Annotated in this window: 21 protein-coding genes and 2 pseudogenes; 8 read left to right on the forward strand and 15 right to left on the reverse strand. The window is 59.3% G+C overall.

Annotation, left to right across the window (positions count from 1 at the left end; all coding sequences use genetic code 11):
• Together M5J09_RS12805 and M5J09_RS12810 are read left to right on the forward strand one after the other, a co-directional pair.
• Positions 1 to 754, forward strand: a 754-nt coding sequence (locus M5J09_RS12805) for a transposase (RefSeq protein WP_257158128.1), incomplete at its 5' end; no start/stop codon positions are given.
• A 392-nt stretch (positions 755 to 1,146) separates the two neighbouring features.
• Positions 1,147 to 1,401 (forward strand): annotated as a pseudogene (locus M5J09_RS12810) (DUF1990 family protein); the annotation flags it as partial.
• A gap of 67 nt (positions 1,402 to 1,468) precedes the next feature.
• Here the strand turns inward: M5J09_RS12810 and M5J09_RS12815 are convergent.
• From M5J09_RS12815 to M5J09_RS12835, 5 genes are read right to left on the reverse strand one after another with little or no spacing between them, the layout of a single operon-like run.
• On the reverse strand, positions 1,469 to 2,263 hold the full coding sequence (locus M5J09_RS12815; protein ID WP_070447323.1) for a kinesin: 795 nt from the start codon (positions 2,261 to 2,263) through the stop codon (positions 1,469 to 1,471).
• Between the two features lie 24 nt (positions 2,264 to 2,287).
• Positions 2,288 to 3,100: an ABC transporter ATP-binding protein gene (locus M5J09_RS12820; protein WP_046646995.1), complete on the reverse strand. Its 813-nt coding sequence runs from the start codon at positions 3,098 to 3,100 to the stop codon at positions 2,288 to 2,290.
• Positions 3,101 to 3,102: 2 nt separating this feature from the next.
• On the reverse strand, positions 3,103 to 4,086 hold the full coding sequence (locus tag M5J09_RS12825; protein ID WP_046646996.1) for an iron ABC transporter permease: 984 nt from the start codon (positions 4,084 to 4,086) through the stop codon (positions 3,103 to 3,105).
• Entirely contained in the window at positions 4,076 to 5,008 is a 933-nt protein-coding gene (locus M5J09_RS12830) for an iron ABC transporter permease (protein ID WP_209168001.1), read from the reverse strand. The genes M5J09_RS12825 and M5J09_RS12830 overlap by 11 nt, the downstream gene beginning before the upstream one ends.
• A gap of 29 nt (positions 5,009 to 5,037) precedes the next feature.
• Complete coding sequence (locus M5J09_RS12835) at positions 5,038 to 5,913, reverse strand: ABC transporter substrate-binding protein (RefSeq protein ID WP_049157735.1); 876 nt, start codon at positions 5,911 to 5,913, stop codon at positions 5,038 to 5,040.
• A 251-nt stretch (positions 5,914 to 6,164) separates the two neighbouring features.
• On the opposite strand from M5J09_RS12835, the pseudogene M5J09_RS12840 reads away from it, so the two are divergent.
• A pseudogene (locus M5J09_RS12840) lies at positions 6,165 to 7,380 on the forward strand (IS1249 family transposase).
• Here the strand turns inward: M5J09_RS12840 and M5J09_RS12845 are convergent.
• Positions 7,381 to 9,603 carry a LamG-like jellyroll fold domain-containing protein gene (locus tag M5J09_RS12845; RefSeq protein ID WP_257158129.1) on the reverse strand — a complete coding sequence of 741 codons (2,223 nt, stop codon included), beginning with the start codon at positions 9,601 to 9,603 and terminating at the stop codon, positions 7,381 to 7,383. It abuts the pseudogene before it with no gap.
• Between the two features lie 138 nt (positions 9,604 to 9,741).
• On the opposite strand from M5J09_RS12845, the gene M5J09_RS12850 reads away from it, so the two are divergent.
• On the forward strand, positions 9,742 to 10,170 hold the full coding sequence (locus M5J09_RS12850; RefSeq protein WP_144791639.1) for an OsmC family protein: 429 nt from the start codon (positions 9,742 to 9,744) through the stop codon (positions 10,168 to 10,170).
• Positions 10,171 to 10,360: 190 nt separating this feature from the next.
• Positions 10,361 to 11,287 (forward strand): DUF1906 domain-containing protein, encoded by a 927-nt coding sequence (locus M5J09_RS12855; RefSeq protein WP_257158130.1) that lies wholly within the window; start codon positions 10,361 to 10,363, stop codon positions 11,285 to 11,287.
• A 7-nt stretch (positions 11,288 to 11,294) separates the two neighbouring features.
• On the opposite strand, the gene M5J09_RS12860 is transcribed toward M5J09_RS12855, so the two are convergent.
• The 6 genes from M5J09_RS12860 to M5J09_RS12885 form a co-directional block, all read right to left on the reverse strand.
• Positions 11,295 to 12,314, reverse strand: coding sequence for a hypothetical protein (locus M5J09_RS12860; RefSeq protein ID WP_257158131.1), 1,020 nt, complete (start codon positions 12,312 to 12,314; stop codon positions 11,295 to 11,297).
• Positions 12,315 to 12,365: 51 nt separating this feature from the next.
• Positions 12,366 to 14,012: a cation acetate symporter gene (locus tag M5J09_RS12865; protein ID WP_257158132.1), complete on the reverse strand. Its 1,647-nt coding sequence runs from the start codon at positions 14,010 to 14,012 to the stop codon at positions 12,366 to 12,368.
• A 3-nt stretch (positions 14,013 to 14,015) separates the two neighbouring features.
• The gene (locus tag M5J09_RS12870) at positions 14,016 to 14,360 is read right to left on the reverse strand and encodes a DUF485 domain-containing protein (protein WP_042529976.1); all 345 of its coding nucleotides are present in this window, start codon (positions 14,358 to 14,360) and stop codon (positions 14,016 to 14,018) included.
• Positions 14,361 to 14,817: 457 nt separating this feature from the next.
• Positions 14,818 to 15,678 (reverse strand): aldo/keto reductase, encoded by an 861-nt coding sequence (locus M5J09_RS12875; protein ID WP_257158133.1) that lies wholly within the window; start codon positions 15,676 to 15,678, stop codon positions 14,818 to 14,820.
• 184 nt (positions 15,679 to 15,862) lie between these two features.
• A complete protein-coding gene (locus tag M5J09_RS12880) occupies positions 15,863 to 16,219 on the reverse strand; it encodes an FKBP-type peptidyl-prolyl cis-trans isomerase (protein ID WP_039674461.1) in 357 nt (118 codons plus the stop codon).
• Between the two features lie 152 nt (positions 16,220 to 16,371).
• A complete protein-coding gene (locus M5J09_RS12885; protein ID WP_083280829.1) occupies positions 16,372 to 17,664 on the reverse strand; it encodes a citrate synthase in 1,293 nt (430 codons plus the stop codon).
• A 150-nt stretch (positions 17,665 to 17,814) separates the two neighbouring features.
• Between M5J09_RS12885 and serC the strand changes: the two genes are divergently transcribed.
• The 3 genes from serC to M5J09_RS12900 all read left to right on the forward strand — a co-directional run bounded on the left by serC (position 17,815) and on the right by M5J09_RS12900 (position 21,110).
• Entirely contained in the window at positions 17,815 to 18,945 is a 1,131-nt protein-coding gene (serC, locus tag M5J09_RS12890) for a phosphoserine transaminase (RefSeq protein WP_042529974.1), read from the forward strand.
• Between the two features lie 134 nt (positions 18,946 to 19,079).
• A complete protein-coding gene (gene sepH, locus M5J09_RS12895) occupies positions 19,080 to 20,273 on the forward strand; it encodes a septation protein SepH (protein ID WP_257158134.1) in 1,194 nt (397 codons plus the stop codon).
• A 6-nt stretch (positions 20,274 to 20,279) separates the two neighbouring features.
• On the forward strand, positions 20,280 to 21,110 hold the full coding sequence (locus M5J09_RS12900; protein ID WP_257158135.1) for a DUF6928 family protein: 831 nt from the start codon (positions 20,280 to 20,282) through the stop codon (positions 21,108 to 21,110).
• On the opposite strand, the gene M5J09_RS12905 is transcribed toward M5J09_RS12900, so the two are convergent.
• The 3 genes from M5J09_RS12905 to M5J09_RS12915 form a co-directional block, all read right to left on the reverse strand.
• Complete coding sequence (locus M5J09_RS12905; RefSeq protein ID WP_042529968.1) at positions 21,062 to 21,883, reverse strand: RNA methyltransferase; 822 nt, start codon at positions 21,881 to 21,883, stop codon at positions 21,062 to 21,064. The two genes, M5J09_RS12900 and M5J09_RS12905, sit on opposite strands and share 49 nt — an antisense overlap.
• Before the next feature lie 42 nt (positions 21,884 to 21,925).
• On the reverse strand, positions 21,926 to 23,329 hold the full coding sequence (locus M5J09_RS12910; RefSeq protein ID WP_257158136.1) for an NCS2 family permease: 1,404 nt from the start codon (positions 23,327 to 23,329) through the stop codon (positions 21,926 to 21,928).
• Positions 23,330 to 23,452: 123 nt separating this feature from the next.
• Entirely contained in the window at positions 23,453 to 24,082 is a 630-nt protein-coding gene (locus tag M5J09_RS12915) for a DUF3027 domain-containing protein (protein ID WP_257158143.1), read from the reverse strand.
• Between the last annotated feature and the right edge of the window lie 36 nt (positions 24,083 to 24,118).

Raw genomic sequence — 24,118 nt, forward strand, 5'->3', positions numbered from 1 at the left:
GATTCGAAGTGCACTAGTTGGCTGCTACCCGCAATTCGAACAAGCCCTTCGCGGCCAGGTGATCCACCGCAAATGGGTTCTGCACCTACTTGCACGCTACGGCGGGCCCACCAAAATAAAGCGACTCGGAAAAGCCAAAGCAGCTGCCTTCGCTCGACGCTATAAGGCACGCAATCCCGAGCCCGTCATCGATGCCATATTCGCTGCCATCTCTGAGCAAACAGTCGCCATTGCTGGTGCACAATATGCCGAAATGGGCGTAGCAATGTCGGCGAAGGACGCGCTTTTAAAGCTTGAGCACCGCAAACAAATCGAGCAGGAAGTCATCGAGCTCATCAACGACATCCCCCACACTCAAATCCTGCTATCCATGCCAGGAATTGGGCCGAAGACAGCTGCCCAAATTCTCATGACCGCGGGCGACATGTCCGACTTCCCGACAGCTGGGCACCTAGCCTCTTACGCTGGCTTATCACCCCGGACGAATCAGTCCGGAACCTCAATCATGTCGAACTCACTGAACAGAGCTGGCAATAAAAAATTAAAGAACGCCCTATGGCAATCATCTTTTGCATCCATCAGATTCCACGAGCGTTCACGGCAATTCTATGAACGAAAGCGCCGTGAAGGCAAGAGACACAACGCTGCAGTCGTAGCGCTAGCCCGCAGACGGCTCAACGTCCTATACGCCATGATGAGAAACCACGAGTACTACCGCGATCCCGACCAATCACAGGAAGTCGAAGCAGCCTAAACCCCAAGGACCAAATAGCCGACTGGGAAACCCCAGTCGGCTAACAGCCATGCCAGAAAACAACACGGCCAAACAACCCCGGCTGAAAAATCAACCCCGGCTAATCCACCCCCGAGGTTGACAAACTATATAGGAACACCCCCCGCAGCACGGAGCACCCTAAGTGCACCGACAAAGCTCAGAGCGAAGAATGCGGTAGCGGCTACGAGCGACCACTGCGCGGCGTTGGCCATGCCTTCGCCAGTTTGTTGTTCATGATGGTTCTCCTTAATCTTCAGTTCCTTGCGCACGGGCAAGCACATGCTGCCCTAGCGATTTCGGGCCCACGAAGCACTGTGAAGCCGAATCAGTCAAGCGACCTTTCTAACAAATAGAGGCCGCCGCGAAGCTTTGGCCCATGGGATTTTCGCTGCCGCGTGGTCGATGTATTCCACAAGGACGGCCGCTGCGGGTTCACCTACGGCACCCTTCCCGGACACCTTGAGCGCGGCGAGGAGACCTTCGCTCTGGAGCGCCTGCGCGATGGCCGCACACTGCTGCTTATCGACGCCGCCTCAGAGCCCTTCCTCCCCTCCCTGCGCCCACTTGTGGACGTGCCAAGGCGCCTGCTGATTAGCCAACTCTACCTTCACGCCTTAGACGATTAGCAGGATTGCGCATACGACAAAAGCCGCCTCCCCGAGCCCTGGGAAAGCGGCTTAGTATCAGCGCTGGTTAGTTCTTGCGCTTGTCTTCGATGGACTCGCGAGCATCACGGACAGCGCCCTTGACGCGGTCAAAGAAGCCACCCTTCTTCGTGGACTCCTCTTGGTACTCGTGTGCCTTGTCCTCCACGAAGCCCTTAGCGCGCTGGAACGCATCGCCGACGGCGCTACCAGCCTCGGATGCCTTGTCCTTTAGCTGATCCAGGCGCTCAGAGGACTGCTGACCGTTGACGTTGTCCTGGTTCGGCGCAGTAGCAACACGCTCTTCGTTTGCTTCGCCTACGATGTGCTGGCTCGGGGCGTAGTCAAAGTTACCCTCGTCCAGCTTCTCCTGCAGGTCCGGCTGCTGCGGGGCGGAACCAATGTGCTCTTCCTGCGCGCCGCCTACGATGTGCTGGCTCGGCGCATAGTCCGAGTTCTCCTCGTCCAGCTTCTCCTGCAGGTCCGGCTGCTGCGGGGCGGAACCAATGTGCTCTTCCTGCGCCTCACCTACGATGTGCTGGCTCGGCGCGTAGTCAGCGTTGTTCTCATCCAGCTTCTCCTGCAGGTCCGGCTGCTCGGAGGCAGAGCCTACATGCTCTTCGTCGGCGCCAGCAACGACGTGATTCTGCGGCTCGTACTTGCTGGCGGTAGATAGGCCGGCTGTGCCCGCGGCGCCTGCCGCTGCAACCCCTGCACCTGTTGCAGCCGCGCCGGACCGAGCGGAGGTGCCAGAGTTAGCTGCCGAAGACACAGTGTCCTCAGATGCCAGGTACTTGTATTCGTTGCGATCCAGGTCAACTTCGTGGCCTAGTTCGTTTGCCATTGCTACGTACTCCTTTAAATAGATTTATCTTCTTCCTTCTAGGGTTCCAGAAAATTCAGGAGCGTGCACGGAAATGGGTATGGGAAAGCGTCGACCGGTGGAGGGATCAGTCATCTCTAAACACTCAACATGGAAGGTTTCGCGTACGAGTTCAGCGGTCATCACCTCCTCGGTGGCCCCTTCGGCCACAATGCGTCCCTCACGCATGGCTACGATTCTATCGGCGTAACGCGCGGCATGGACCATATCGTGGACCACCATGACCACTGTGACCCCGGCGCCATTGAGATCTCGAATCAGATCCAAAATGGACAATTGGTGCGCGGGGTCGAGGTAAGTAGTCGGCTCGTCAAGCAAGGTAATTGGCGTTTCTTGGGCCAAAGTCATAGCGAGGAAGACGCGCTGGCGCTGACCACCGGAAAGGTCTGCCGCGGGGGCGTCGAGAAGCTCGCTCACCCCAGCACGCGAGGCAGCACGCTCAACCGCTGCATGATCTCCGGCCCGCATCGTCGCTAGCGCCCCTGTATAGGGATAGCGGCCGTAACCGATGACGTCACGCACTAATACCCCTTCCGGAGCCACGGGATGTTGTGGCAGAAAAGAAACTTCACGGGCAAAGGCACGCGAGGAATACTTGCTGATATTTTGGTCCGAGAGGTACACCGCACCTGCGCTGGGCGTAAGTTGGCGGCCCAATGTCTTGAGAAGCGTCGACTTGCCGCAGCCATTCGGCCCGATCAGAGCGGTTACTTGACCGCTGGATAAGTGAAGATTTACGTCCTTGACCACATCGGGTCCACCGTAGCCCACGGTTAATCCGCTGCACGTCAGTGTCATGTCTAGCCTCCGTTTCGCACTCGGGTCAGTCGAGTCAATAGGAAAATGAAATACGGTGCACCGATCAGCGCGATGAGCGCGCCAACGGGGATTTCCGTGGGGGCGAAGGCCCAGCGACCGAGCGTATCGCATGCGGTCACAAGGACCGCGCCGCCTAGGGCTGCCACGGGTATTTGCCAGCGCAGGTTCGCGCCAACAACCAAGCGAGCAGCATGGGGGACGATGAGTCCGGCGAAGCCCAAGACCCCGGCCGCGGCGACTCCCGCGGCACCGAGGATGACGGCTAAGGCTACTGCTATTAGGCGCCATATCTTGGTGCTCACGCCGATGCCGGCCATGGTGGAATCATCCAGCGCGAGCATATCCAGGTGTTTTGCCACCACCATCGCGACGGTTAGGGCGAGAAGGATAAAGGGGGCGACAATGGTGGCATCGCCAAGCGAGCGGGCGTAAAGCGAACCTTTCAACCATGTCATGGCCGCTCCTGCCTCTGGGGCAGCCCGCACCAGGAGCAATTCGGTGATGGCGCCCAGCCCAAAAGATACCGCCACCCCGGTAAGCGGCAGGCGCACCGGATCACTTGCCCCGCGCCCGGCGAGGAGAAGAACCAGCCCAGTTCCAGCCAACGCTCCAATAAAGGCTATGAAAGTCAGCAGGTGGGCCGGCAGGGCGCCTGATCCCATGAGTACCGCAACGGCCGCGAGTCCGCCGCCGGAGGTAATACCCACCGTATCTGGTGCGGCCAAAGGATTGCGTAGCGCGGACTGCAATAGACAGCCAGAGACGGCCATGGCAATACCAGCGCAGATTCCCACCAAGATCCGCGGGGCGCGGTACTTCCAGATGAGCGGCTCTCCGGTAACGAAGGCGGTGATCACCTCGCCCGGCGGTTTCATCACCGCACCGACGCCCATGCCGATGATTGCGCTCAACGCCAACGCCAGGATGAGTCCTACTAGCACCCCAACAAATCTCTTATGCCGCATGCTTCCTCCTCCCCAGCGCATGGACGGCCCACAACACTAATGGCATGCCAGCCAAAGAAGTCACGATGCCCACTGGGGTCTCGGCTGGCGCCCAGATTGCCTGGCCAACCGAATCGGCCACCAAAAGCACCGCTGCTCCAACAATTCCAGCCACGCACAGCCCCATGCGGTGGTGTGAGCCGCACACCCGCCACGCTACGGCCGCGGCCATCAACCCCAAGAAGCCAATCGGCCCAGTTGCAGCTACGGCCGGAGCAATAAGCACTACCGCCGCCACAATGGCTGCCAACCGAATGCGCTCCGGCTTCGCGCCGACAGCACCAGCCACGGCATCGCCTGCTACGAGCAAGTCCAGCGTTTTTGCACCGACTAAGGTCAAGGGAACCACGACCAGCACGGCAATCAGCGCCGGCATGATACCGCTTAGGCGCACACCGGCAAGCCGACCAGAAAGCCATGACATCACCGTAGCCAGTTGAGCTTCATCTACTACCAAGAAAATGGAGGTCAATGCGCTACACAGCGCGGAAACAGCAACGCCAACGAGTACCATGCGCTGGATCGCACCGCTCTTACCGACGCCCACCGTCACCCCCACAGCAATCCCCGCACCCAACAGCGCACCGGGCAACTGGTCAACACTCGAGGTTTCGCTTCCTATAAACATTGCTGTTGCGACTGCGCCGAGTGCCGCACCGGAGTTCACACCAGTGATGGACGGATCGGCTAGCGGATTCGCAGTTGCCGTCCGCAGCAATAACCCGCCTACCCCTAATGCGATACCGACGACCGTGGTGGCAAGGAGACGGTCAAAGGCCACGCTATGCAGCTCTTCTTCCAGCCACGGGGTATCAGCTGGCACCTGAACATGGCGAAGCCGCCACCACCACACGAAGGCGACGGCAGCGGTTGCAAGGACCAGGCAGACGCTGGTTTTAGTTCGAGGTGCCACTACTCTTCGGCGGCGATGATGTCATCGAGCATATGCTCGGCGGAAAGCGGCCCGCGGGCGCGCGACCAGATATCTTGGTCCACCTCTACGATGTCGCCGCTACCCTTGGCATAGGGCGTCTTTTTAAACGCATCGACGTCCTTGTACATAAAGACTAGGTCAGCCTTCATACCAGGGAGCTTATCGCCGGTCAGTTCCGCTACATCAGTCTTAGATTCGATGGATGACTTCTCACCTTCGAAGGCATAGTCATAGCCCACCTCACTTAGTAGCGACTGGGGGAAGGAAGGGTTGACCCAGGTATAGAGCATCTCACTGGACCAGCCAGCCACGACCGCACGACTCCCCGGCTTTACCGCGTCCTTGGTATGAGCAATCTTGTCCTCGATGCGCTGACGGACTTCTTTGGCCTTTTCCTCTTTACCTAGCTTGGCCGCGATCTCATCCATCGAGTCCAGCACGTCCAAGTAAGTCTCATCTGGGTAGGATTCGGTCTGCCCAATCTCTTCCAACTGCGGCATGATATCGGCTTGACGGGTAGGGCTAGCCAGGATCAGATCCGGCTCCAAGGACTGGATAACCTCTAGATTCGGCTGCTTGGCCTGGCCCACAGAGGTCGCTTGACCCAGCTGCCCTTTCAAAGTGGTCGGTGCCTCCGACTTACCGATTTCCACGATTCCCACTGGGTCCACATCGAGGGCCTTGAGAATTTCCTCGTAGCGCCAATCAAGCGCCACAACTCGCTCGATCTTCTTTTCTCCGTTTCCTTCCTTAGAAGAAGAATCAGAAGAACACGCAACAAGGCCTGCGCCTAGGGCTAGAGTGGCTACGAGTGCGATAACTGCACGCACATTCATGAAGTCTTTCTTTTGCATAGCCTTACCTTACTCAGGTAAGGGTTTGCTGTCTAGGGTCTGATTGCCACGTTCCCGATACGGACCATGTTGCCGCACGTCCGCTAAAATGGGTTAAGGGTCAGAAAGTGTGTCTGGGATCGGTGATTTATAGTCACTGTCCAGTGTGATTGTTGAAAGTATAGGCTTCACGACCGTATATCGCTGTCCTTGACGGTAAATCCCCGGTGTTTCTACCTGGATGTGGTAGGCCCTGGTGGTGTGGTGGCTTGATGCCGAAGAATCGACCACGCTGCCACTGCGGCGGCGACATGAAACGCAACGGAACTACCAGCAAAGGAACCACACGATGGCGATGTAAAGCCTGTGGGGCATCAGGCATCAAACGTCGCCCCGACGTCACCAACGCTAGAATTTTTGCGGATTTTATCGAGCATTGCACCACCACAATCTCGCTAACTGCACTGGCTAAACGCAACAATGTAAGCCATTCCACTATGAAGCGCAGATTTACATGGTACTGGCTTATTGACGTACCGGATCCCACCGTGGCACATACAGGCCGAGTCTATGACCAGATATTTCTCGACGGTACCTACACCGCTGGCGGATGCTTGATTGTAGCTTCCACCCTCGATCATGTTGTTGCTTGGCACTGGTGCCAAACACGAAACCGCTCCCGATTACACACGCCTGCTCGAACGCATCCCCGCCCCGTTAATCGCAACGACAGATGGCGGGCAAGGAACAGCAAGTGCAATAAAAACCTGCTGGTCAACAACACATGTGCAGCGTTGCCTCGTCCACGCACAGCGTGTAGTTCGCCGCTATACAACCTCACGTCCGCGCACTGATGCCGGCAAAGCTATCTACACGCTAGCGCTGAAACTCACCCGAGTGCGAACTAAAGAAGAGGTAGCTGACTGGGGTGTATTGCTCCATAACTTCAACACTGTCTACCGCAGGTGGATGGACGAGAGGACCAGGGTTAAAGACCCTGATACAGGAAATTGGACATGGGTATGGACACATTCCAACGTGCGAAAGGCCTACAACAGTCTGAACCATCTATGGCGCCAAGGCATGCTCTTTGTCTACATCAATCAACCTAAAGGCGTCTTAGAACCTGCCCGCATCAAATCTACGACCAACAGTCTTGAAGGCGGGATTAACGCTCGCCTGAAAGAGATTGCGCGTGCTCACCGGGGCAGAACAAATGAACACCAGCGCAAAATGCTGGACTGGTGGCTGTACCTAAAAACAGAACTGCCCGACGATCCACTACGCATCGCCAGACAGTCCCACTGGGGCCAGGACCAACTCGCCAAAGTATCCATCCTGACCCACACCGAGAACCAAGCCGACCACGAAACAGGACGACCAGCCCTCTACGACAACGGTATCGACACCGAGTACACCCACTCAATCGCCATCACAATAGAAAACCCCCGCCTCAATGTGAGTCGGGGGACGGAGGGTGAACGGTAACTAGTTCAGACCCGGGATCTGCGGCAGCTTCGGCTGCGGGATGTTAAGACCGAAGATGCGGTTGATGGTCGGGATGAGGCCGTAGGCGGCACCGCCGACGACTGCAATGACGGCGATGATGGGGAGGATAACCTTCGCGCCACGGCTGGAGCCTGCGAAGAAGGCCGCAGCCATATCGTCGGCAGAAGGCTCCTTCGTGTTGGTCGGCTTAGAAGGCTTGGTCGGCTCGGTAGGCGTCGTAGTGGAGCTCGACGGCTCTTCCTCCTTCACGGCCGGGCGGGCGGTGAGCCACTGGTCTGGGGTGAGAACGCCCTGGGTCAGGCGGGTCTCACCAATCCAGCCGTACCACGGGTCCTGCGGCGTACGGTTATCAAAGCCAGCGCCCATGACCCATTGCAGGTCGCGCGGGAGGAGGCCTTCAGCACCCTTGGCATTGCGCAGGATGGGTGCACCGTTGATAAACATCTCCACGGTGTCAGAATCCGGCTTGTTCACCACCGCGATGTGCATCCATTCATCGGTGGGAACCTCGTGGGACCAAACAGTAGAGCCGGAGCCTTCCTTGGGCTCCGCCCACCAGCGCAGCTCGCGCAGGTTGGAGATGCCGAACATGACGGTGGGATCGGTGTCATCGGAGCCGTCGACAAGCTCGGCGATGCTGGAGTCGCGGGATAGCGCACTTCCCCAGCCGTGCTCAGAGCCGTTGAAATCCTTCGGAATCTTCACGAAGGACTCGAAGGTGTAGCCCGCGGAGGTATCGACCTTGTTGATGGCAGCGCCTTCCTTGGACCTGAACTCCGCCATCGAAGCCTTGCCAGCCGGGTCAGACCAGTACAGGGAACCGGAATCGGAGGACAGCGGGTGGTGGTCAGTGCTGTAGGTGATGCGCTCGCCCACGTTGGACGGGCCGCCTTCGCGGACAAGGTCACCAGCACCATCGGCACCGAAGGCATCGGGGATGACTGCACCCTCGGTGGCCACATCGCCTTCGGCAAGCTGCTTGCCATCCTTGTTCTTGGTCTGACCAGGACGCCAGTGGAAGACAGTTTCTTTAGCCTTGACGTAGTCGTTCGGGCCTTCCGGCAGCTGGTCCTTCGGGATGGTGTACGGGGTATAGCCTTCCTCAGCGATGTCGCGGGCCTTCTGGCCTAGGTCGGGGTCATTCTCATCGCCGATGGTCCACTCCGGGGCGAAGTCCGCGAAGCGCTCCTTGAAGTTGAGCGGCACGTGGTAGCTATCGCCCTTGCCGTCGAGGATGAGCTTGTCGAACTGCGTGAGCTCCTTAGCCGGCTTCTGCGCTACCCACGGGGACAGTGCGGTCATCTCCAGCTCATTGCCGGAAAGATCGAACTCGAGCACGCCGAGCAGACCGTTACCGCCCTGGTACGCCATCTGGTAGTCCTGCAGGATGCCGATGACGTCGTGGCCGGCATCGTTCTTGTCCACGCGGTAGCCGGCGCCGTGGTGGTGGCCGCCCATGGTGAGGAAGATCTGGTCATTCTTCTTGATGAACGTGTCCCACAGACCCTTGCCGTAGTCATCGGAGTAGAAGACCTCGCCAGCACCATCGATGTTGAGAACCTCGTGGCTGGTGAGGATGACCGGCAGGTCCGGGTGCGCATCGAGAACGCCCTGGGCCCACTTCAGAGCTTCGTCGTCCGCGCGCCAGGCCAGCGCCAAGACCAGGTACTTCTGACCTTCAGCCTCAAAAATGTGGTACTCAGAGTCGTTGTTCACCGCGGTGTGGCGCTCCTGGAAGGTCTCCGGGTTGGCGGCCTTGGCGCGCTCAGCGCTGAAGTACTCGTTGTACGGGTGTGCCGACTTGTCATCGATCATGTCGTGGTTGCCCGGCAGGATGGAGTAGTTCAGTTCGGAATCATCGAGAACCTTCATGGCCTCGTCGGCGACTTTCCACTCGCCAACCACGTCCGCTTGGTCCACGACGTCACCGAGGTGGGTAGCGAAGTCCATGTTGAGGGCCTTTTGGTTCTTCACCAGCCACTCAGTCTGTGCCGTGTAGGGCTCGCTGCCATAGCGGGCCTGAGCAAGGTTTCCGGTCTCCGGAGTGGAGTAGCGGGAGTAGAACTGGGTATCCGGCAGCACGCCAATGCTGAAGCGCGAGCCCATTCCTTCTTCTGGCTCGGCGGCGCTAGCCGGGACCACGAGGAATGTTCCGGCCACCGATGCGGTGACCAAGGTGCCAAGAAGGCGGCGAGTAGTCATAGTACTTCCAATCAAAGTGAATGTGGGTGAGATGAATCGGCCGAAAGAGACGACTGAAGAATAGTATTCCGAGTTGTCTCCTTCATGTCCGCAATATGAATAAATTTTTAACTGAACTCAATCGCTAGGATGGCCCTCATGAGCGAAGTCACCAAGAAATACGGAGTCGACGTTACCCGCGTCAATACGGGTCACTACCGCGCAACCAATTCCGCGGGGGCAAGCCTCGAGTTTGGGACCGGTGAGGGCTTTCTGAGCCCGGTGGAGTTACTTCTGGCCGCAGTAGCGGGCTGCTCAGCAGTCGACGTTGATGTGGTCACTTCCCGGCGCGCAGAGCCGGAGCTTTTCGACGTCCACGTGGACGGCACCCGCATCAACGAAGACGGGGCTTCCCGGCTGAGCGAAGTCGACGTGGAGTTTTCCCTCCGCTTCCCTGACACCAACGCCGGCCGCCAAGCAGAGTCGATGATCGAGCGGCTCGTGCGCATTTCTCACGACAAAGACTGCACGGTATCCCGCACGGTGGAAAACCCCACCACCGTCACCTTCCGCACGAAGGAAGCTTAAGCACAGGGGCTGTCGGCCGTCGTGCGCATGCACCACTAGGGTTACTTTTCCAGTTACATGTGGTGCAATTTTCGACCATTGTGACTAGAGTGTTTCCAGATACTTCTTTCACCGCCAACTGTAGCGACATGCGGCGCCTTTCTATCCCTGTCCCCGCGCCGTCGTCCATGAGCCCGCTTGAGGAGAAACCGTGTCCCTGTCCCGTCGTTCCTTATTCAAGGTCAGCGCCATTGCGCTAGCCGCTGGTGCCGTTGGCAGCCAAGCCCCCGCCGCCCTCGCAGTGGGCCCCGCACTTGGCACCATCATTGATTTCTCCGCTGGTGTCCCTTCAGCCAACGCCATCAAAGCAGCCGGACACCTCGGCGCCATTCGCTACGTTTCCCAACGACGCCCTGATGCACAGTGGATGAAGGGCAAGCCCGTAACCTTGGCAGAGACCAAGGCCAACGCCGCGGCGGGCCTCAAGACTGCCTCCATCTATCAGTTCGGCCGCGCAGAAACTGCTGACTGGCTCAACGGCACCGCCGGCGCCGGTGTCCACGCCCCGCAGGCTATCGCCATCCATAAGGCCGCAGGAGGACCGACCGGTCGCCCGATTTACATCGCTATCGATGACAATCCAACGCGCGCACAGTACGAGAATCAGATTCGCCCCTACCTCGAGGCTTTCTCAACCGCGCTGACGGGCGCGGGATACCAGACGGGCGTGTATGGCAATTACAACGTCATCGACTGGTGCGTCGCTGACGGAATTGGTGAGTTCTTTTGGATGCACGACTGGGGTTCGGGCGGCAAGATTCATCCGCGCACCACCATCCACCAGCCAGCTAAACGTCAGGCCACTATCGACGGCGTCACGTGTGATATCAACACCGTGTACGCCCGCGACTGGGGCCAGTGGACGCCGGGCGACGGTTCGCTCTCCCTGCCGGATCTCAAAGACATCCCTGCTGTGCCGAACGACGCTCCACTGCCCGACATCTCCCTGCCCGATCCCACCGGCCGCGGCTCCAGCGCCGGCGGAAATGGCATCACCATCGCCGGCTCCTCAGTCAGCAATGACCAGGTTCGTGGCGCCATCGATGCCCTTAACACCGTGCGCAAGGCGATGGGCTAAGGCTCCGTTACTTTTTGTCTGATGACGGCGACGTTGACGCGACTGTCGACGTCGCCTTTTTCTTTGTCTTTGGTTTCTTCGTTGTCGATGACGTGGTCGCAGTGCTCGACGAGGGCTTCGTCGTTTCAGACGACGAAGCAGTGGCCACCGTCGACGTGGTGAAGGACGGATTGGCTAGAGCTTCCTTATTCAGATTATTTCCCTTAACCAGGCTCTTGCCGGTGATTTCTTTGCGGACATACGAGGTAAGTTCACTCGCCGAGCCCTCAATAGATGCGGCAACGACGAAATTTTCGCTGAAGGAAACCGAGGAGTGGCGGTCCTTACTGTCGGACCATCCCCACTTCGTACCGACGACGTCGCTTAGCGCAGCAGTGCCATAATCCTGCTGGTATCCGTCAGCAGACACCTCGTCGGCGTGAGCCATGGCCACGAGTACCGGGTGGGTAGGGTCATCCTCCATGAGCTGCACAATGAAGCGGACGACGTCATAGGTCGAGGTCTTGGAGTGACCCCAGTCTTCGCCCGCCGCGGTGGAGGTCAGCCCATACTCAGTGGCAATGGAGTCGATGGACCTAGGGTATTTCTTAAAGAGTTTTCCAGCGCTTTCATCAGAAGAGTCAGCGATCATGTCCAACGCCACGTACTTGTCTTCGAAGGAGCCATACTCGATGACGTACGTGGCGATGTAAAGCTTAATCAGGCTCAGTGCGTAACGCGGCGTGTGCTCGGTAGGTGATCCCATGTGCATACCGGTTTCGATGCGGTAGTACGTTATCGCCTTCTTGTCATCACCCTTGAGGAACTGCCCCACTTCATCGTCGACCGCCGCCAACTGTGAGGCTCCCTTTTTGTGCGAGATGGGCGCCGGTGTGGCAGGAGCAGCATCCGTTGTACGCGTCGAGTCTGCATCCTGTTGGTTCGGGGGCGCGCAAGCGATGAGAACCGATGCACCAAGTACGCACGCCAGAAGGGCGGCACCAGCTCGTGCTGATACCGCCCTGTGCGATGGCTGCGAGTTAAACACGGAGTGTGAGTTTACCCGCTTCCCTCCTAGAAGTAGTGATCCACTATTGCCTTAGTGGTCAACCGGAGCTTCCACACCAACGCCGGTGAGGGAGCGAACTTCCATCTCGGCGGAGAGCTCTTCGAAGTTGTCTGGCGGAGTCATGATGGACACGATCCAGCCTGCGAAGAACGCCAAGGGGATGGTGACCAGACCCGGTGAGGACAGCGGGAAGATAGACCAATCCGCGTTAGGGAACATCGAGGTCGGAGTTCCGGATACTGCCGGGGACAGGAAGATGAGCACCAGGCACGAGATAACGCCGGTGTACATCGAGGCCACTGCGCCTGCGGTGTTGAAACGACGCCAGTACAGGGAGTACAGGATAGTCGGCAAGTTCGCAGAGGCGGCAACGGCGAAGGCCAGGGACACCAGGAAGGCGACGTTCTGAGTCATGGCGAGAATACCCAGGATGATGGACGCTATACCGAGAATAACGACGGTGATCTGGGAAACGCGGACTTGCTCGGCCTCGGTGGACTCGCCGTTGCGGATGACAGAGTGGTAGACATCGTGTGCGATAGACGCGGACGCGGTAATGGCAAGGCCTGCCACAACGGCAAGGACTGTAGCGAACGCCACCGCGGAGATAACCGCCATGAAGATGGAACCGCCGATTTCCAGTGCTAGCAGCGGCGCCGCAGAGTTTGCACCACCCGGCGCAGCGAGGATGCGGTCCGGACCAACCAAAGCGGCAGCACCGTAGCCCAGAACCAGGGTCATGAGGTAGAAGGCACCGATAATAACGATGGCCCACGTAACGGAGCGGCGAGCCTCGGTAGCAGTCGGCACCGTGTAGAAACGCATGAGAACGTGCGGCAGACCGCCAACGCCCAGAACGAGGGCAATACCCAGGGAGATAAAGTCAAGCTTGGTGGTCAGGTTCTTGCCATACTTCAGACCCGGCTCCATAATCTGGGAGGCCTCATAGCCGCCCTCCTTGATAGCAGCTGAGTTAGCGTGCATATCAATAGCCTGGCTAAAGAGCGTGCTAAAGCCCCCCTTGAGCATGACGAAGGTCAGAATGCACATGATGACCACACCGGTCACCAGAAGCACGGCCTTGATCATCTGCACGTAGGTCGTGCCCTTCATGCCGCCGACAAGAACGTAGACGATCATGAGGATTCCCACGACGCCGACCACGACTGCCTGCCACTTGAAATCGTGGATATTCAGCAGCACGGCCACGAGGGAACCTGCACCAGCCATCTGCGCGATGAGGTAGAACAGCGACACAAACAAGGTCGAGATGGCTGCTGCCACGCGAACCGGGCGCTGCTTAAGGCGGAAGGACAGCACGTCTGCCATGGTGAAGCGTCCGACGTTGCGCATCGGCTCCGCCACGAGCATAAGAGCTACGAGCCAAGCGACGAAGAAGCCAACCGAGTACAGGAAGCCGTCGTAGCCGTTGAGCGCCACGGCACCCACGATGCCCAAGAAGGATGCGGCGGACAGGTAGTCACCGGAGATAGCAAGGCCGTTCTGACGGCCGGAGAAGCTACCGCCACCGGTATAGAAGTCCGACGCTTCCTTGGTGGACTTTCCGGCACGAAGCACCACGTACATGGTGATAACCAAGAAGGCGGCGAAGACGCCGATGTTCAGAATCGGATTGCCGGCGGAGGATTCCGCTGCGGCGACAGTAAAGGTCTGCATTGTTTAGCCCTCCAGTTCCTGGCGAATGGCCGCTGACTGCGGCTCAATGTTCTTGTTGGCGTAATTGACGTAGATGTACGTAATGACGAAGGTGGTCAGAAACTGAGCCAAGCCGAATACAAGGCCAATGTTCCAGCCACCACCAATTTCAGTTCCCATGAACTCCGGAGCAAACACGGCTGCAAGTACGTACAGGACGTACCACAGAAAGAAGGCCACGGTCATGGGGAAAGTGAACTTGCGGTAGGTTCCGCGCAGTTTGCTGAACTGGGGGCTATCCCGCATGGCAATAAACTCTTGCGGCGTAGGTTCGCGGCGCGAGTTAAGCGAGGCAGGTGCATCAGTCATGTCGCTCTCCTTTGTGGAAATTATTTCTGCACAAAACGTCCACCGGGAATGAGGGACAGTGCCCTCGGTCACGTTTTGTCTTGATCTGTAAGTTACCGAACAGACTCTGCAAGGTTGTAAATCCTGCCAAGAAAAGTTGCCCACCTTAACATCAGCCACCCCCGCGATGCACTACAACATGCACCTATCCCCCGATTCTTGGCACCCCCGCTAATTCACCGCCTGCTCAAATCTAATTTAGCGAACCAAAAGTTAGCAGAGTTCTAGCCGACGACTTAACAACGTGCGAAGAAAAATCGCCACCTCGTTGCCCAACGCCTCTCCCCGTTGCGTAACTGGACACAGCGAAACCCGCCTTCCTCCACTTCCCGAGCCTCCCCCTCCCCCAGCACTGGCGGGAGAATCGGGCGACGTGACGTGAAGAAAGACGGGCTAGCGCGTCTCAGTATGCGCGGGGTTACTCAGCTCCGGGGAACTCGCGCGGATCCTTGAACATGCGTCCAAAGCCCTCACGGCCGTCAAGAGAATCAAGAACCTCGATGTCCTCCCGGGTCAATTCGATCGTGGCAGCCGCGAAATTCTCCTCAAGGCGCTCGCGACGGCTGGACTTCGGGATAACAGAAATCCCCTTCGCCATCAGATAAGCCAGCACCGCCTGCCCGGGAGTGATGCCGTGTTTCTCTGCAACGGCGGCAACCTCGGGGTTGTTGAGGATGACACCGCGCGCCAGCGGCGACCAGGCCTCTGTGACAATGTCGTGATTGTCGTGGAATTCCCGCAGCCCCGGCTGCGTAAATCCCGGATGCAGCTCCACCTGGTTCAGAACAGGCACGATGCCAGTCTTTGCCATGAGCTCCTGGAGGGTCTCCTCGTAGAAGTTTGCCACACCAATGGAGGCAATCTGACCCATGCCCTGCAAACGAGCCATTTCCTCGAAGGTCTCCACGTAGAGCCCTCCCTGTGGCCAGGGCCAGTGGATAAGGTACAGGTCAAGGTAGTCCAGCTGCAGCTTGTCCAGAGACTCACGGAAAGCCAAGTCCACCTTGCCTTTGCCGTGGTGGTCATGCCAGACCTTGCTGGTGATGAAGAGCTCATCACGAGTGACGTCACCGGCCTTCATGGCGTCGGCCAAAGCGTGACCTAGCTCCGTCTCATTCTCATAGAGAGTTGCTGTATCAAAGTGGCGGTAGCCCAGCTCGATAGCCTCGCGCACGCAGCGGGTGAGATCCTCACCGCGCAGTTTGTAGGTTCCGAGACCCAGCAACGGCATCTCGCGGTCATCATTAAACGTGGTTTGTGGGACACTCATGTTCCCCATTGTGCCCCACTGCGGCACACCGTGGGGCCGCCGAGCGCAATCACACACCTATCGTGTCCCCCGATTTTTGGGGACACCGTTCCTACCATCCCCATATACGCCGTATGCCCCGCCCATTTCCCCCTCAGCGCCTATCACGGCACTGGGGAGAAAGAGGCGGGGCACGTACCCTCGTGTGCGCGGTTTAGGCGCGAATCAGGTCAATGACGAAGGTCAGGGTGCGGCCAGACAGCGGGTGTGCGCCACCGGCAGGTCCATAGGCCTTCTCCGGCGGGATGACAAGCTTACGGCGGCCACCCACCTTCATACCCGGGATACCTTCCTGCCAACCGGCAATGAGACCGGTCAGCGGGAACTCGATCGACTGACCGCGGCCCCACGAAGAATCGAACTCCTGGTTCGTCTCGTAGTCAACGCCAACGTAGTGGACCTCAACGAAGCCGCCCGGCTGGGCCTCGGCACCGTCACCCACCACGATGTCTTCAATGACAAGGTCTTGGGGAGCGGGCTCCGTTGCCGGCTCGATTACGGGCTTGTCCATTGGGGGATCTCCTCCTTGGATAAATTTTTCTTCTTTGGTGGCTGCAAACACGTAAGGCCGAGCCACATCGCCCCCAGTATACGGGGTAACGGGTGGCCCGGCCCTAGAAGCGCAGCGTATGAGCTATGCGCCGCACCGTATCAGCGTACGGTTTAGCGCTCGCTGCGCGGGGTAACCTTGCGCAGGGTCTCACCGGTGTAGATCTGGCGCGGGCGGTTGATCTTGGTGTTGAGCTCCAGCTGCTCGCGGTACTGAGCAATCCAGCCCGGCAGACGGCCGATGGCGAAGAGGACGGTGAAGAAGTCCGTCGGGAAGCCCATGGCACGGTAGATGAGGCCAGTGTAGAAGTCCACGTTCGGGTAGAGCTTGCGGGAGACGAAGTAGTCGTCGTTAAGTGCAATCTCCTCCAGCTTCATAGCCAGGTCCAGCATCGGGTCGCCACCGAGGTGGTCGATGATCTCGTGTGCGGTCTCCTTGACGATAGCCGCACGCGGGTCGTAGTTCTTGTACACGCGGTGACCGAAGCCCATGAGGCGAACGCCCTTTTCCTTGTTCTTCACGCGGTTCATGAAGTCCGTAGCGTCACCGTCGTGGTTGTTCTGAATGTCCTCAAGCATCTCCAGAACGGCCTGGTTAGCACCACCGTGCAGCGGGCCAGACAGGGCGTTGATGCCACCAGCGATAGCAACAAACAGGTTGGCCTGTGCGGAACCAATCATGCGAACCGTGGACGTGGAGCAGTTCTGCTCGTGGTCAGCGTGGAGAATAAGAAGCTTATCCAGGGCCTTAGCAACAACCGGGTCAACCTCGTACTCCTCGGTCGGGTAACCGAACATCATGCGCAGGAAGTTCTCACGCGCGTTGAGCTTGTTGTCCGGGTACATGTACGGCTTACCCTGGGATGCGCGGTATGCGTACGCGGCCAGCATCGGCACCTTAGCCAGAAGTCGCACGGTTGCCTTGTCCAGCTGCTCCGGGTCCAGCGGGTTGAGCTGGTCCTGGTAGTACGCAGACAGAATGTTAAGGGAGGAAGCCAACACCGCCATGGGATGCGCGTTGCGCGGGAAGATGTTGAATGCGGCCTTAAAGTCCTCATCCAGCAGGGTGTGGTGGCGGATTTCCGTGTTGAACTTGGACAGCTCGTCCTCATTCGGCAGGTGGCCCTTAATCAGCAGGTAAGAGACCTCGTTGAAGGAGGCGTTCTCAGCCAAGTCCGCAATGTCATAACCGCGGTGGCGAAGGATGCCTTCCTCACCATTAATGAACGTAATCTTGGACTCAGTAGAACCGGTAGCTGCGTAACCTGGGTCGAAGGTAACGAGGCCAGTCTCGTTGCGGAGCTTGCCAATATCGAAGCCGGAGTCACCCTCGGTGGACTGCTTGATGTCCATCTCGTACTCGCCACCAGGGTAGTGCAGTACAACCTTGTTCTCTTCAGAAGCCACGTGCTTTCCTTTCTCAACATGCCATTCCGGCTCACGCCGAAGCGGCTTAATTAAACCTCTTCACACTTTATCAAAACTTGTGACTCTGCCAACATTGGCAATCCTGGCAAAGTACCTAGTGCCCGAACGAAATTAGGCTACACTGCCCCCATGAGCAACTCAGAACTCTCCCTGCCAGCAGATCTCCTTCCTGCCGACGGCCGGTTCGGCTGCGGCCCATCCAAGGTTCGCCCCGCCCAAATTGAGGCAATCAGGGCCGGCGCAGGCACCATCATTGGTACCTCCCACCGCCAGCCGGCCGTAAAGAATCTGGTTGGCTCCATCCGTGAGGGTTTGAGCGACCTTTTCTCCCTTCCTGCAGGTTATGAGATTGTCTTGTCCCTCGGCGGCGCTACCGCATTCTGGGATGCAGCCACCTTCGGACTCATTGAGAAGCAGTCTGCACACCTGAGTTTCGGCGAGTTCTCCTCCAAGTTTGCAAAGGCTGCTGGCAAAGCTCCGTGGCTCGATGCGCCACTCGTCACCGAGGCAGAAGTGGGCACCGCACCGGACCCAAAGGCGGCCGAGGCCACCGGCGCGGATGTCATCGCGTGGGCTCACAACGAGACGTCCACCGGCGCCATGGTTCCGGTCACCCGCCCGAACCCCGACGCTACTGACCAGCTCGTCGTCATCGATGCCACCTCTGGCGCGGGCGGCCTTCCGGTCGATATGTCTGAGACGGACGTTTACTACTTCTCCCCGCAGAAGTGCTTTGCCTCCGACGGTGGCCTGTGGTTGGCCGCTATGTCCCCGGCTGCCGTGGAGCGCATTGAGAAGATCAACTCTTCCGATCGCTTCATCCCAGCCTTCCTTAATCTGCAGACTGCCGTGGACAACTCTCGCAAGAACCAGACGTACAACACCCCCGCGGTAGCCACGCTGCTCATGCTCGATGACCAGGTGACGTGGATGAACGCTAATGGCGGCCTCGACGGCATGGTCAAGCGCACCACGGCGAATTCCAGCATCCTGTACAGCTGGGCTGAATCGCGCCCGGAGGCCACCCCATTCGTGCAGGATGCTTCCGCTCGATCTCTGGTCGTCGGAACGATTGACTTCGACGATTCGGTTGACGCTGCAGCGGTAGCCAAGACTCTGCGCGCCAACGGCATTCTCGATGTCGAGCCTTATCGCAAGTTGGGCCGTAACCAGCTGCGTGTGGGCCTCTTCCCAGCTATCGATTCCGAGGACGTCACGAAGCTCACCCAGGCCATCGACTACGTTCTGGACAACCGTTAGTCCCAGCAACCGTTAGTCCCAGCACAAATTCACCTACCTCCTCAACATGCCCCGCGCTCTTGCCAGAGTTCGGGGCATGTTCTGGGTAAAGTGGACTTCATCACATGTCCGCTACCAGGCTAAGGAGCGCCACCATGCGCGAGATTTTCCTCGCACCCAGCGACTCAACTGACTCCTCGCTCGTTCTCCGGGCAGAGGATGGTGAGGAGTTTTTCCTCGAAGTCACCGACGAGCTTCGTGAGTTGCTCGCTCCTGCTAGCTCCAGCGAGACCTCGGAATCTAAAGACTCCGCAGCCTCAGCCAACTCGTCGGCAGACCAGGGTTCGGACCACACCACGGCAACCACAAGCACCACCCCATCGCCGGCTACCGCACACGAGCCTCCCCGGGGTCTTCACACCGTAGTGCCCTCCTCTCAGAGCGCCCACGATTCGCAGTCATCCTCCACGCAGGCGATGAGCCTGCGCCCGAACGAGATCCAGGCACGTATCCGCGCCGGCGCATCCACCGCAGAGATGGCGGAAGAACTCGGTGTGCCGGAATCTCGTATCGAACCTTTTGCACACCCGGTGTTGCTGGAAAGGGCGAGGATTGCGGACGTCGCCAAGCAGGCACACCCCATCCGCGACGATGGGCCGGCCAAGCTAACGCTGTGGGAAATCCTCGCTACGGCTTTCGCGGCACGCGGGCACTCACTGTCGGAATCGACGTGGGATGCCTACCGCCACCAAGGCGAGCCGTGGATTCTACGTATCACGTGGAAAGCAGGCCTGTCTGCCAACGAGGCGGAGTGGACGTTCAAGCAGACCATGACCTCCCCCGCCACCGTGGAGGCTCGCAACTCTGTAGCCGCTGACCTGACGGACCCGGACTTTGTGCAACCGGTACGCTCCCTGACTTCAGTGGGGCGTGGCGAGCGCTATGACGAGGCCATTGACGGCCGCGGGCAGTTCGACGAGCACGAGGACATTGAGTCTGCGCGCGCCGGTGACCCGGGGGTGACGGATCTGTCCGTGTACTCGGGCAGCGCTTCGGACGCTGACTCCGCCGAGCATTACGCGGAGCCCTCCGTCCTGCCTTCGCCGCGCGGCGGCGAGGAGCCGGGCGCAGCGGCCTCCACCGATGCTGCTCACCGTGAAGACAGCCAGGGCTCCGCGGACCCAGTTACCGACGCGGAGAAGAGCAAGGACACCGGCGTGGACGAGGACTTCCTCCAGAACCCCGATCCGGAGCCCAAGCCCACCAAGCGCCGCCGCAAGGCCGTCACCCCGCACTGGGAGGATGTGCTGCTCGGCGTTCGTTCCACCACGAAGCGTCCCCGCGAGTAACCTGCCGTGGAAACTCAAAGCGCCGTTCTCACTCTCTGGTACGTCACTGCTGCTGACCCCGCCGAGGTCCTCCGCTGTGAGCCCAAGGCCGATCGCGGCTTCGGCCGGAAATTCCTGGCTCAACTCAATCCTGCACTCCCCGTGACGCCGATTGGTCAGTTCCCGCTCAACCGCTCCGCTGAGCCTGGTACGAGCGAGTTCTATATCGGCGGCTACCCAGGCGTCACCGTGGTTCAGACAATCATCAGTGATGATCAGCTCATTCTCTCGCAGCTCTCGCGTACTCTGCGGGAAGCCGTTCCGGCGCATGAGATCTATGCATTCACCTCCAATCCGGAGACGGGTTACGCAGGATTCGCACACTGGACGGGCCCGCGCCTGCGCCGTTCCTTGTGCGGAACCCGTGTCAATCTCTATGAGGATCACGGACTTCCCGAGACGTTCGAGGCTCCCTACTGGGCCGGCGAGAAAGACGAACCAGCCGGCGGCATTGCACTCCCCTTCGAGCCGCAGAGCATAACCGAAGCTGCCCAAGCCTACTGGTTGGGCATCGAGGTCGGCGCTGATGGTCCGGATGTGGACGTCGTGGGCTATGCCACCGATGGCCGCCCCGAGCCGAAGGTTGACACACCGCCGCCCCGCCGCAGCGTGGCCGAGGTAGCCAGCACCTCGGTGGCGAAGCTCGGTCTTCATGACTATGACGACTACGAAGAGCACGACCTCGAGCCGGATTCCACGGGTGAAGAGATTGTGCGCACCGCCAAGCACTTGGGCGGGTTAGTGCGCCGCTATGCGGTGTCGACCTCGCGGAATCTCTGGCAGCGCTGGCGCTCATAAAACGCTATGGCCGCCGACGTCGCCACGTTGAGCGAATCGGTTCCCTCCGCCATGGGGATGCGGGCACGCACGTCGGTAGCTTTCATCGCATGCTCAGTCAGCCCCGGGCCCTCCGCGCCCACGAGCAGCGCCACCTTGTCTGCACCGTCGAGGGCGTCCGCAATGTGCACAGCCTCGGGATGCGGGGTCAGCGAGACGAGCCTGAAGCCCTGCTCACGCAGTGTCTCCAATCCACGCTGCCACGTAGTGAATCCGCCATCGAAACGCGCCCACGGCAGGCGCAACACATGACCCATCGAGACGCGCACCGAGCGTCGATAGAGCGGGTCGGCCGCACCCGAGCCGAGCAGAATGCCATCCACCTCCATGCCGGCGGCATTGCGGAAGAGGGAACCAATGTTTTCATGATCCCCAACGCCCTCCATAATGGCGAGGGTGCGTGCACCGGCGATGACCTCATCCACGCTCCACGCCTCGGCGCGGTCTGCTGCTGCGACGAGGCCGCGGTGCATGTCAAAGCCGGTGACTTCCCCCAGGGTGTGGCGGGTGACCTGGTAGACGGGGATGTCCCCCACGTCGTGCGTGGCAAGGAAGGTGTCCAGCTTGGCCTCGAATCCGATAATGCAGCGCACCGGAAAACGTGAAGCCAGCAGGCGCTCCACACAGAGGGGGCCTTCACCAAAGACGAAACCCTCGCCGGACTTATCCGCGTGCTTCAAATCGCGGATATCGTCCAGGCGAGGGTCTTCCGGGTCATCGATGATCAAACGCATGCGCCCCAGTCTAGCGGCGGCCCAGTCCTGGGCCGAACCTCCCTAGGTCAGCGCTGCGGTAATCGGCCCCATGGCGAAGTAGACCACGAAGAGGGCTGCAACAAGCCACATGATCCAATGCACCTTCTTGGCCTTACCGGCGAAAGTCGCCATGAGAGCGTAGGCGATGAAGCCCACGCCAATACCGTTAGCAATGGAATAGGTAAACGGCATGACCACAATGGTGAGGAAGGCCGGGATTGCTTGGTCCATGCGGGTCCACTCAATGTCCTTGAGCTGTGCGGCCATCATGACACCGACGATGACGAGCACTGGGGCGGCGGCCTCAATAGGCACGATTTCATAGAGCGGGGTGAGGAACATCGCCAGCAGGAAGATGACACCGGTAACCACGTTGGCGAGACCAGTTCGGGCGCCGTCACCGATACCGGCGGCAGAATCAGCGAACACCGTGTTGGACGAGACCGAACCCGCACCACCAGCAACGGCACCGAAACCTTCGACAACCAGCGCCGTTTTCATGTCCGGCAGGTTGCCCTGCTCATCGACGAGGTCAGCCTGCTTGCCCAAGCCATTCATCGTGCCCATGGCGTCGAAGAAGTTGGTGAGCAGCAGCGTGAAGATGAGCAGCACGGTGGAGACCACACCCAGCTTGGTGAAGGCGCTAATCGGGTCCACCTGGCCCACGATGGAAAGGTCAGGGATGCCACCCAGGGAGTTGGGAACCTCTGGGGTGGCCATGCCCCACTCCTCAGAACCAGTGAGAGCCTGGATGATCATGGCAATAATCGTGGTGATAACAATGCCGATGAACAGGCCGCCACGTACCTGACGGATGACGAAGAAACTGGACAGGATGAGTCCCACGATGAAGACGAAGGCGGGCCACGTGGAGATCGAACCATTAATGCCGAGGCCCACCGGAACGGTCGTCATCGCCGCATCTGGGACGCGGGTAACGAAGTGACCATCAACGAAACCGATGAGCGCGATGAACATGCCAATGCCGACGCCCATCGCGGCCTTCATGGAGGCGGGAATGGCATCGAAGACAGCCTGGCGGAAGCCGGAGATGGCCAGCAGGACAATGATGATGCCCTCGATGACGACGAGGCCCATGGCCTCGCGCCATTCCAGGCCGTTGATGGACACCATCGTCACGGCAACGAAGGTGTTCATACCCAGGCCTGCGGCCATGGCGAATGGATAACGCGCGATGGCGCCGAAGGCGATGGTCATAACACCGGCAACCAGCGCCGTTGCAGCGGCGACTTGTGGGATGCCCAAGGTGGTACCGGCAGAGTCTTCCGAGGTACCCAGGATGAGAGGGTTCAGGAGAATGATGTAGGCCATCGCAAAGAACGAGACCACACCGGCACGGACCTCGGTGCCGATGGTGGATCCGCGTTCGGTGACTTTGAAATAGCGGTCGATAGCTGCGTTCATCGTGAGAGAGCGCCCCTTACTATCTAGAGAAATGAAGTTTTACCAGCTAAGAGTGCTCCATCTGACCCCCAAAATGCAAAACCCGCACGTGCATTACTGCTTCGTGCAGGTAAAAAGCCACCATTAGAAAATCGGCTTCTCGTCGTCGAAGGGCCGCTCCGGCTCCGATCCTTCTTCACGAATGGTCGTCCCGGAATGTGCGCCACAGCCATAGGCGGCGTGAACGACCTTGCCGTCGGCGGAGTATTCATTGGCGCAGACACCGTAATTGGGCAGAAGTGTGAGGTAGAAGGCACAGGTTTTACACTGCAACTGCGCCTGCGATGCCATCTCCGTTGTCGGCCCGTACTTCTTGCGCCACCGATCCTTGGCCTCCTGAAGGCCGGCCTCAGAGAGCTCACCATCGTGTAGGCGTTCATCATCAGGTGCCGGGGGCATGAGATCGCCGGGGCCGAGGTCACCTGGGCGCAGTCGCTCGGAATAGGGAACCCATTCCGGAGCCTGGAGCGCGTGCCCACCAGGGACGAGCGCAACCTCATTGACAGTCGGTGTTCGCGAGCCTTCGGCACAGGCAACGACGGCGTGCCACTCCCAGCCCGGATAACCCGGGACGTGGGCGTCAAAACGGTGGGTTGCCACGTTGCGGCCTACTCCGGCAACGCCGCGGTGCTTTCCGACGTCCCCCTCGCCCACCTCCTCCACTGCGTGGCGAGCCAGGTCGACAGCGGCGGAATCGAGAAGCGGGGAATGCATCTTTTTCTTGCGAGTCACCCTCTCATTATTCATCAC

Origin of the sequence: Corynebacterium sp. BF-R-2 (assembly GCF_024586525.1) — a bacterium.
GTDB lineage: Bacteria > Actinomycetota > Actinomycetes > Mycobacteriales > Mycobacteriaceae > Corynebacterium > Corynebacterium singulare.

Excerpts from the sequence above, each read along its gene's own strand:
- M5J09_RS12815 (WP_070447323.1), bottom strand. The coding sequence starts at position 2,263 with ATGGCAAACGAACTAGGCCACGAAGTTGACCTGGATCGCAACGAATAC.
- M5J09_RS12880 (WP_039674461.1), bottom strand. The coding sequence starts at position 16,219 with ATGGACAAGCCCGTAATCGAGCCGGCAACGGAGCCCGCTCCCCAAGAC.
- M5J09_RS12915 (WP_257158143.1), bottom strand. The coding sequence starts at position 24,082 with ATGCATTCCCCGCTTCTCGATTCCGCCGCTGTCGACCTGGCTCGCCAC.
- M5J09_RS12870 (WP_042529976.1), bottom strand. The coding sequence starts at position 14,360 with ATGACTGATGCACCTGCCTCGCTTAACTCGCGCCGCGAACCTACGCCG.
- M5J09_RS12850 (WP_144791639.1), top strand. The coding sequence starts at position 9,742 with ATGAGCGAAGTCACCAAGAAATACGGAGTCGACGTTACCCGCGTCAAT.
- M5J09_RS12825 (WP_046646996.1), bottom strand. The coding sequence starts at position 4,086 with ATGCGGCATAAGAGATTTGTTGGGGTGCTAGTAGGACTCATCCTGGCG.
- sepH (WP_257158134.1), top strand. The coding sequence starts at position 19,080 with ATGCGCGAGATTTTCCTCGCACCCAGCGACTCAACTGACTCCTCGCTC.
- M5J09_RS12845 (WP_257158129.1), bottom strand. The coding sequence starts at position 9,603 with ATGACTACTCGCCGCCTTCTTGGCACCTTGGTCACCGCATCGGTGGCC.
- M5J09_RS12835 (WP_049157735.1), bottom strand. The coding sequence starts at position 5,913 with ATGCAAAAGAAAGACTTCATGAATGTGCGTGCAGTTATCGCACTCGTA.
- M5J09_RS12905 (WP_042529968.1), bottom strand. The coding sequence starts at position 21,883 with ATGCGTTTGATCATCGATGACCCGGAAGACCCTCGCCTGGACGATATC.
- M5J09_RS12820 (WP_046646995.1), bottom strand. The coding sequence starts at position 3,100 with ATGACACTGACGTGCAGCGGATTAACCGTGGGCTACGGTGGACCCGAT.
- M5J09_RS12875 (WP_257158133.1), bottom strand. The coding sequence starts at position 15,678 with ATGGGGAACATGAGTGTCCCACAAACCACGTTTAATGATGACCGCGAG.
- M5J09_RS12865 (WP_257158132.1), bottom strand. The coding sequence starts at position 14,012 with ATGCAGACCTTTACTGTCGCCGCAGCGGAATCCTCCGCCGGCAATCCG.
- M5J09_RS12910 (WP_257158136.1), bottom strand. The coding sequence starts at position 23,329 with ATGAACGCAGCTATCGACCGCTATTTCAAAGTCACCGAACGCGGATCC.
- serC (WP_042529974.1), top strand. The coding sequence starts at position 17,815 with ATGAGCAACTCAGAACTCTCCCTGCCAGCAGATCTCCTTCCTGCCGAC.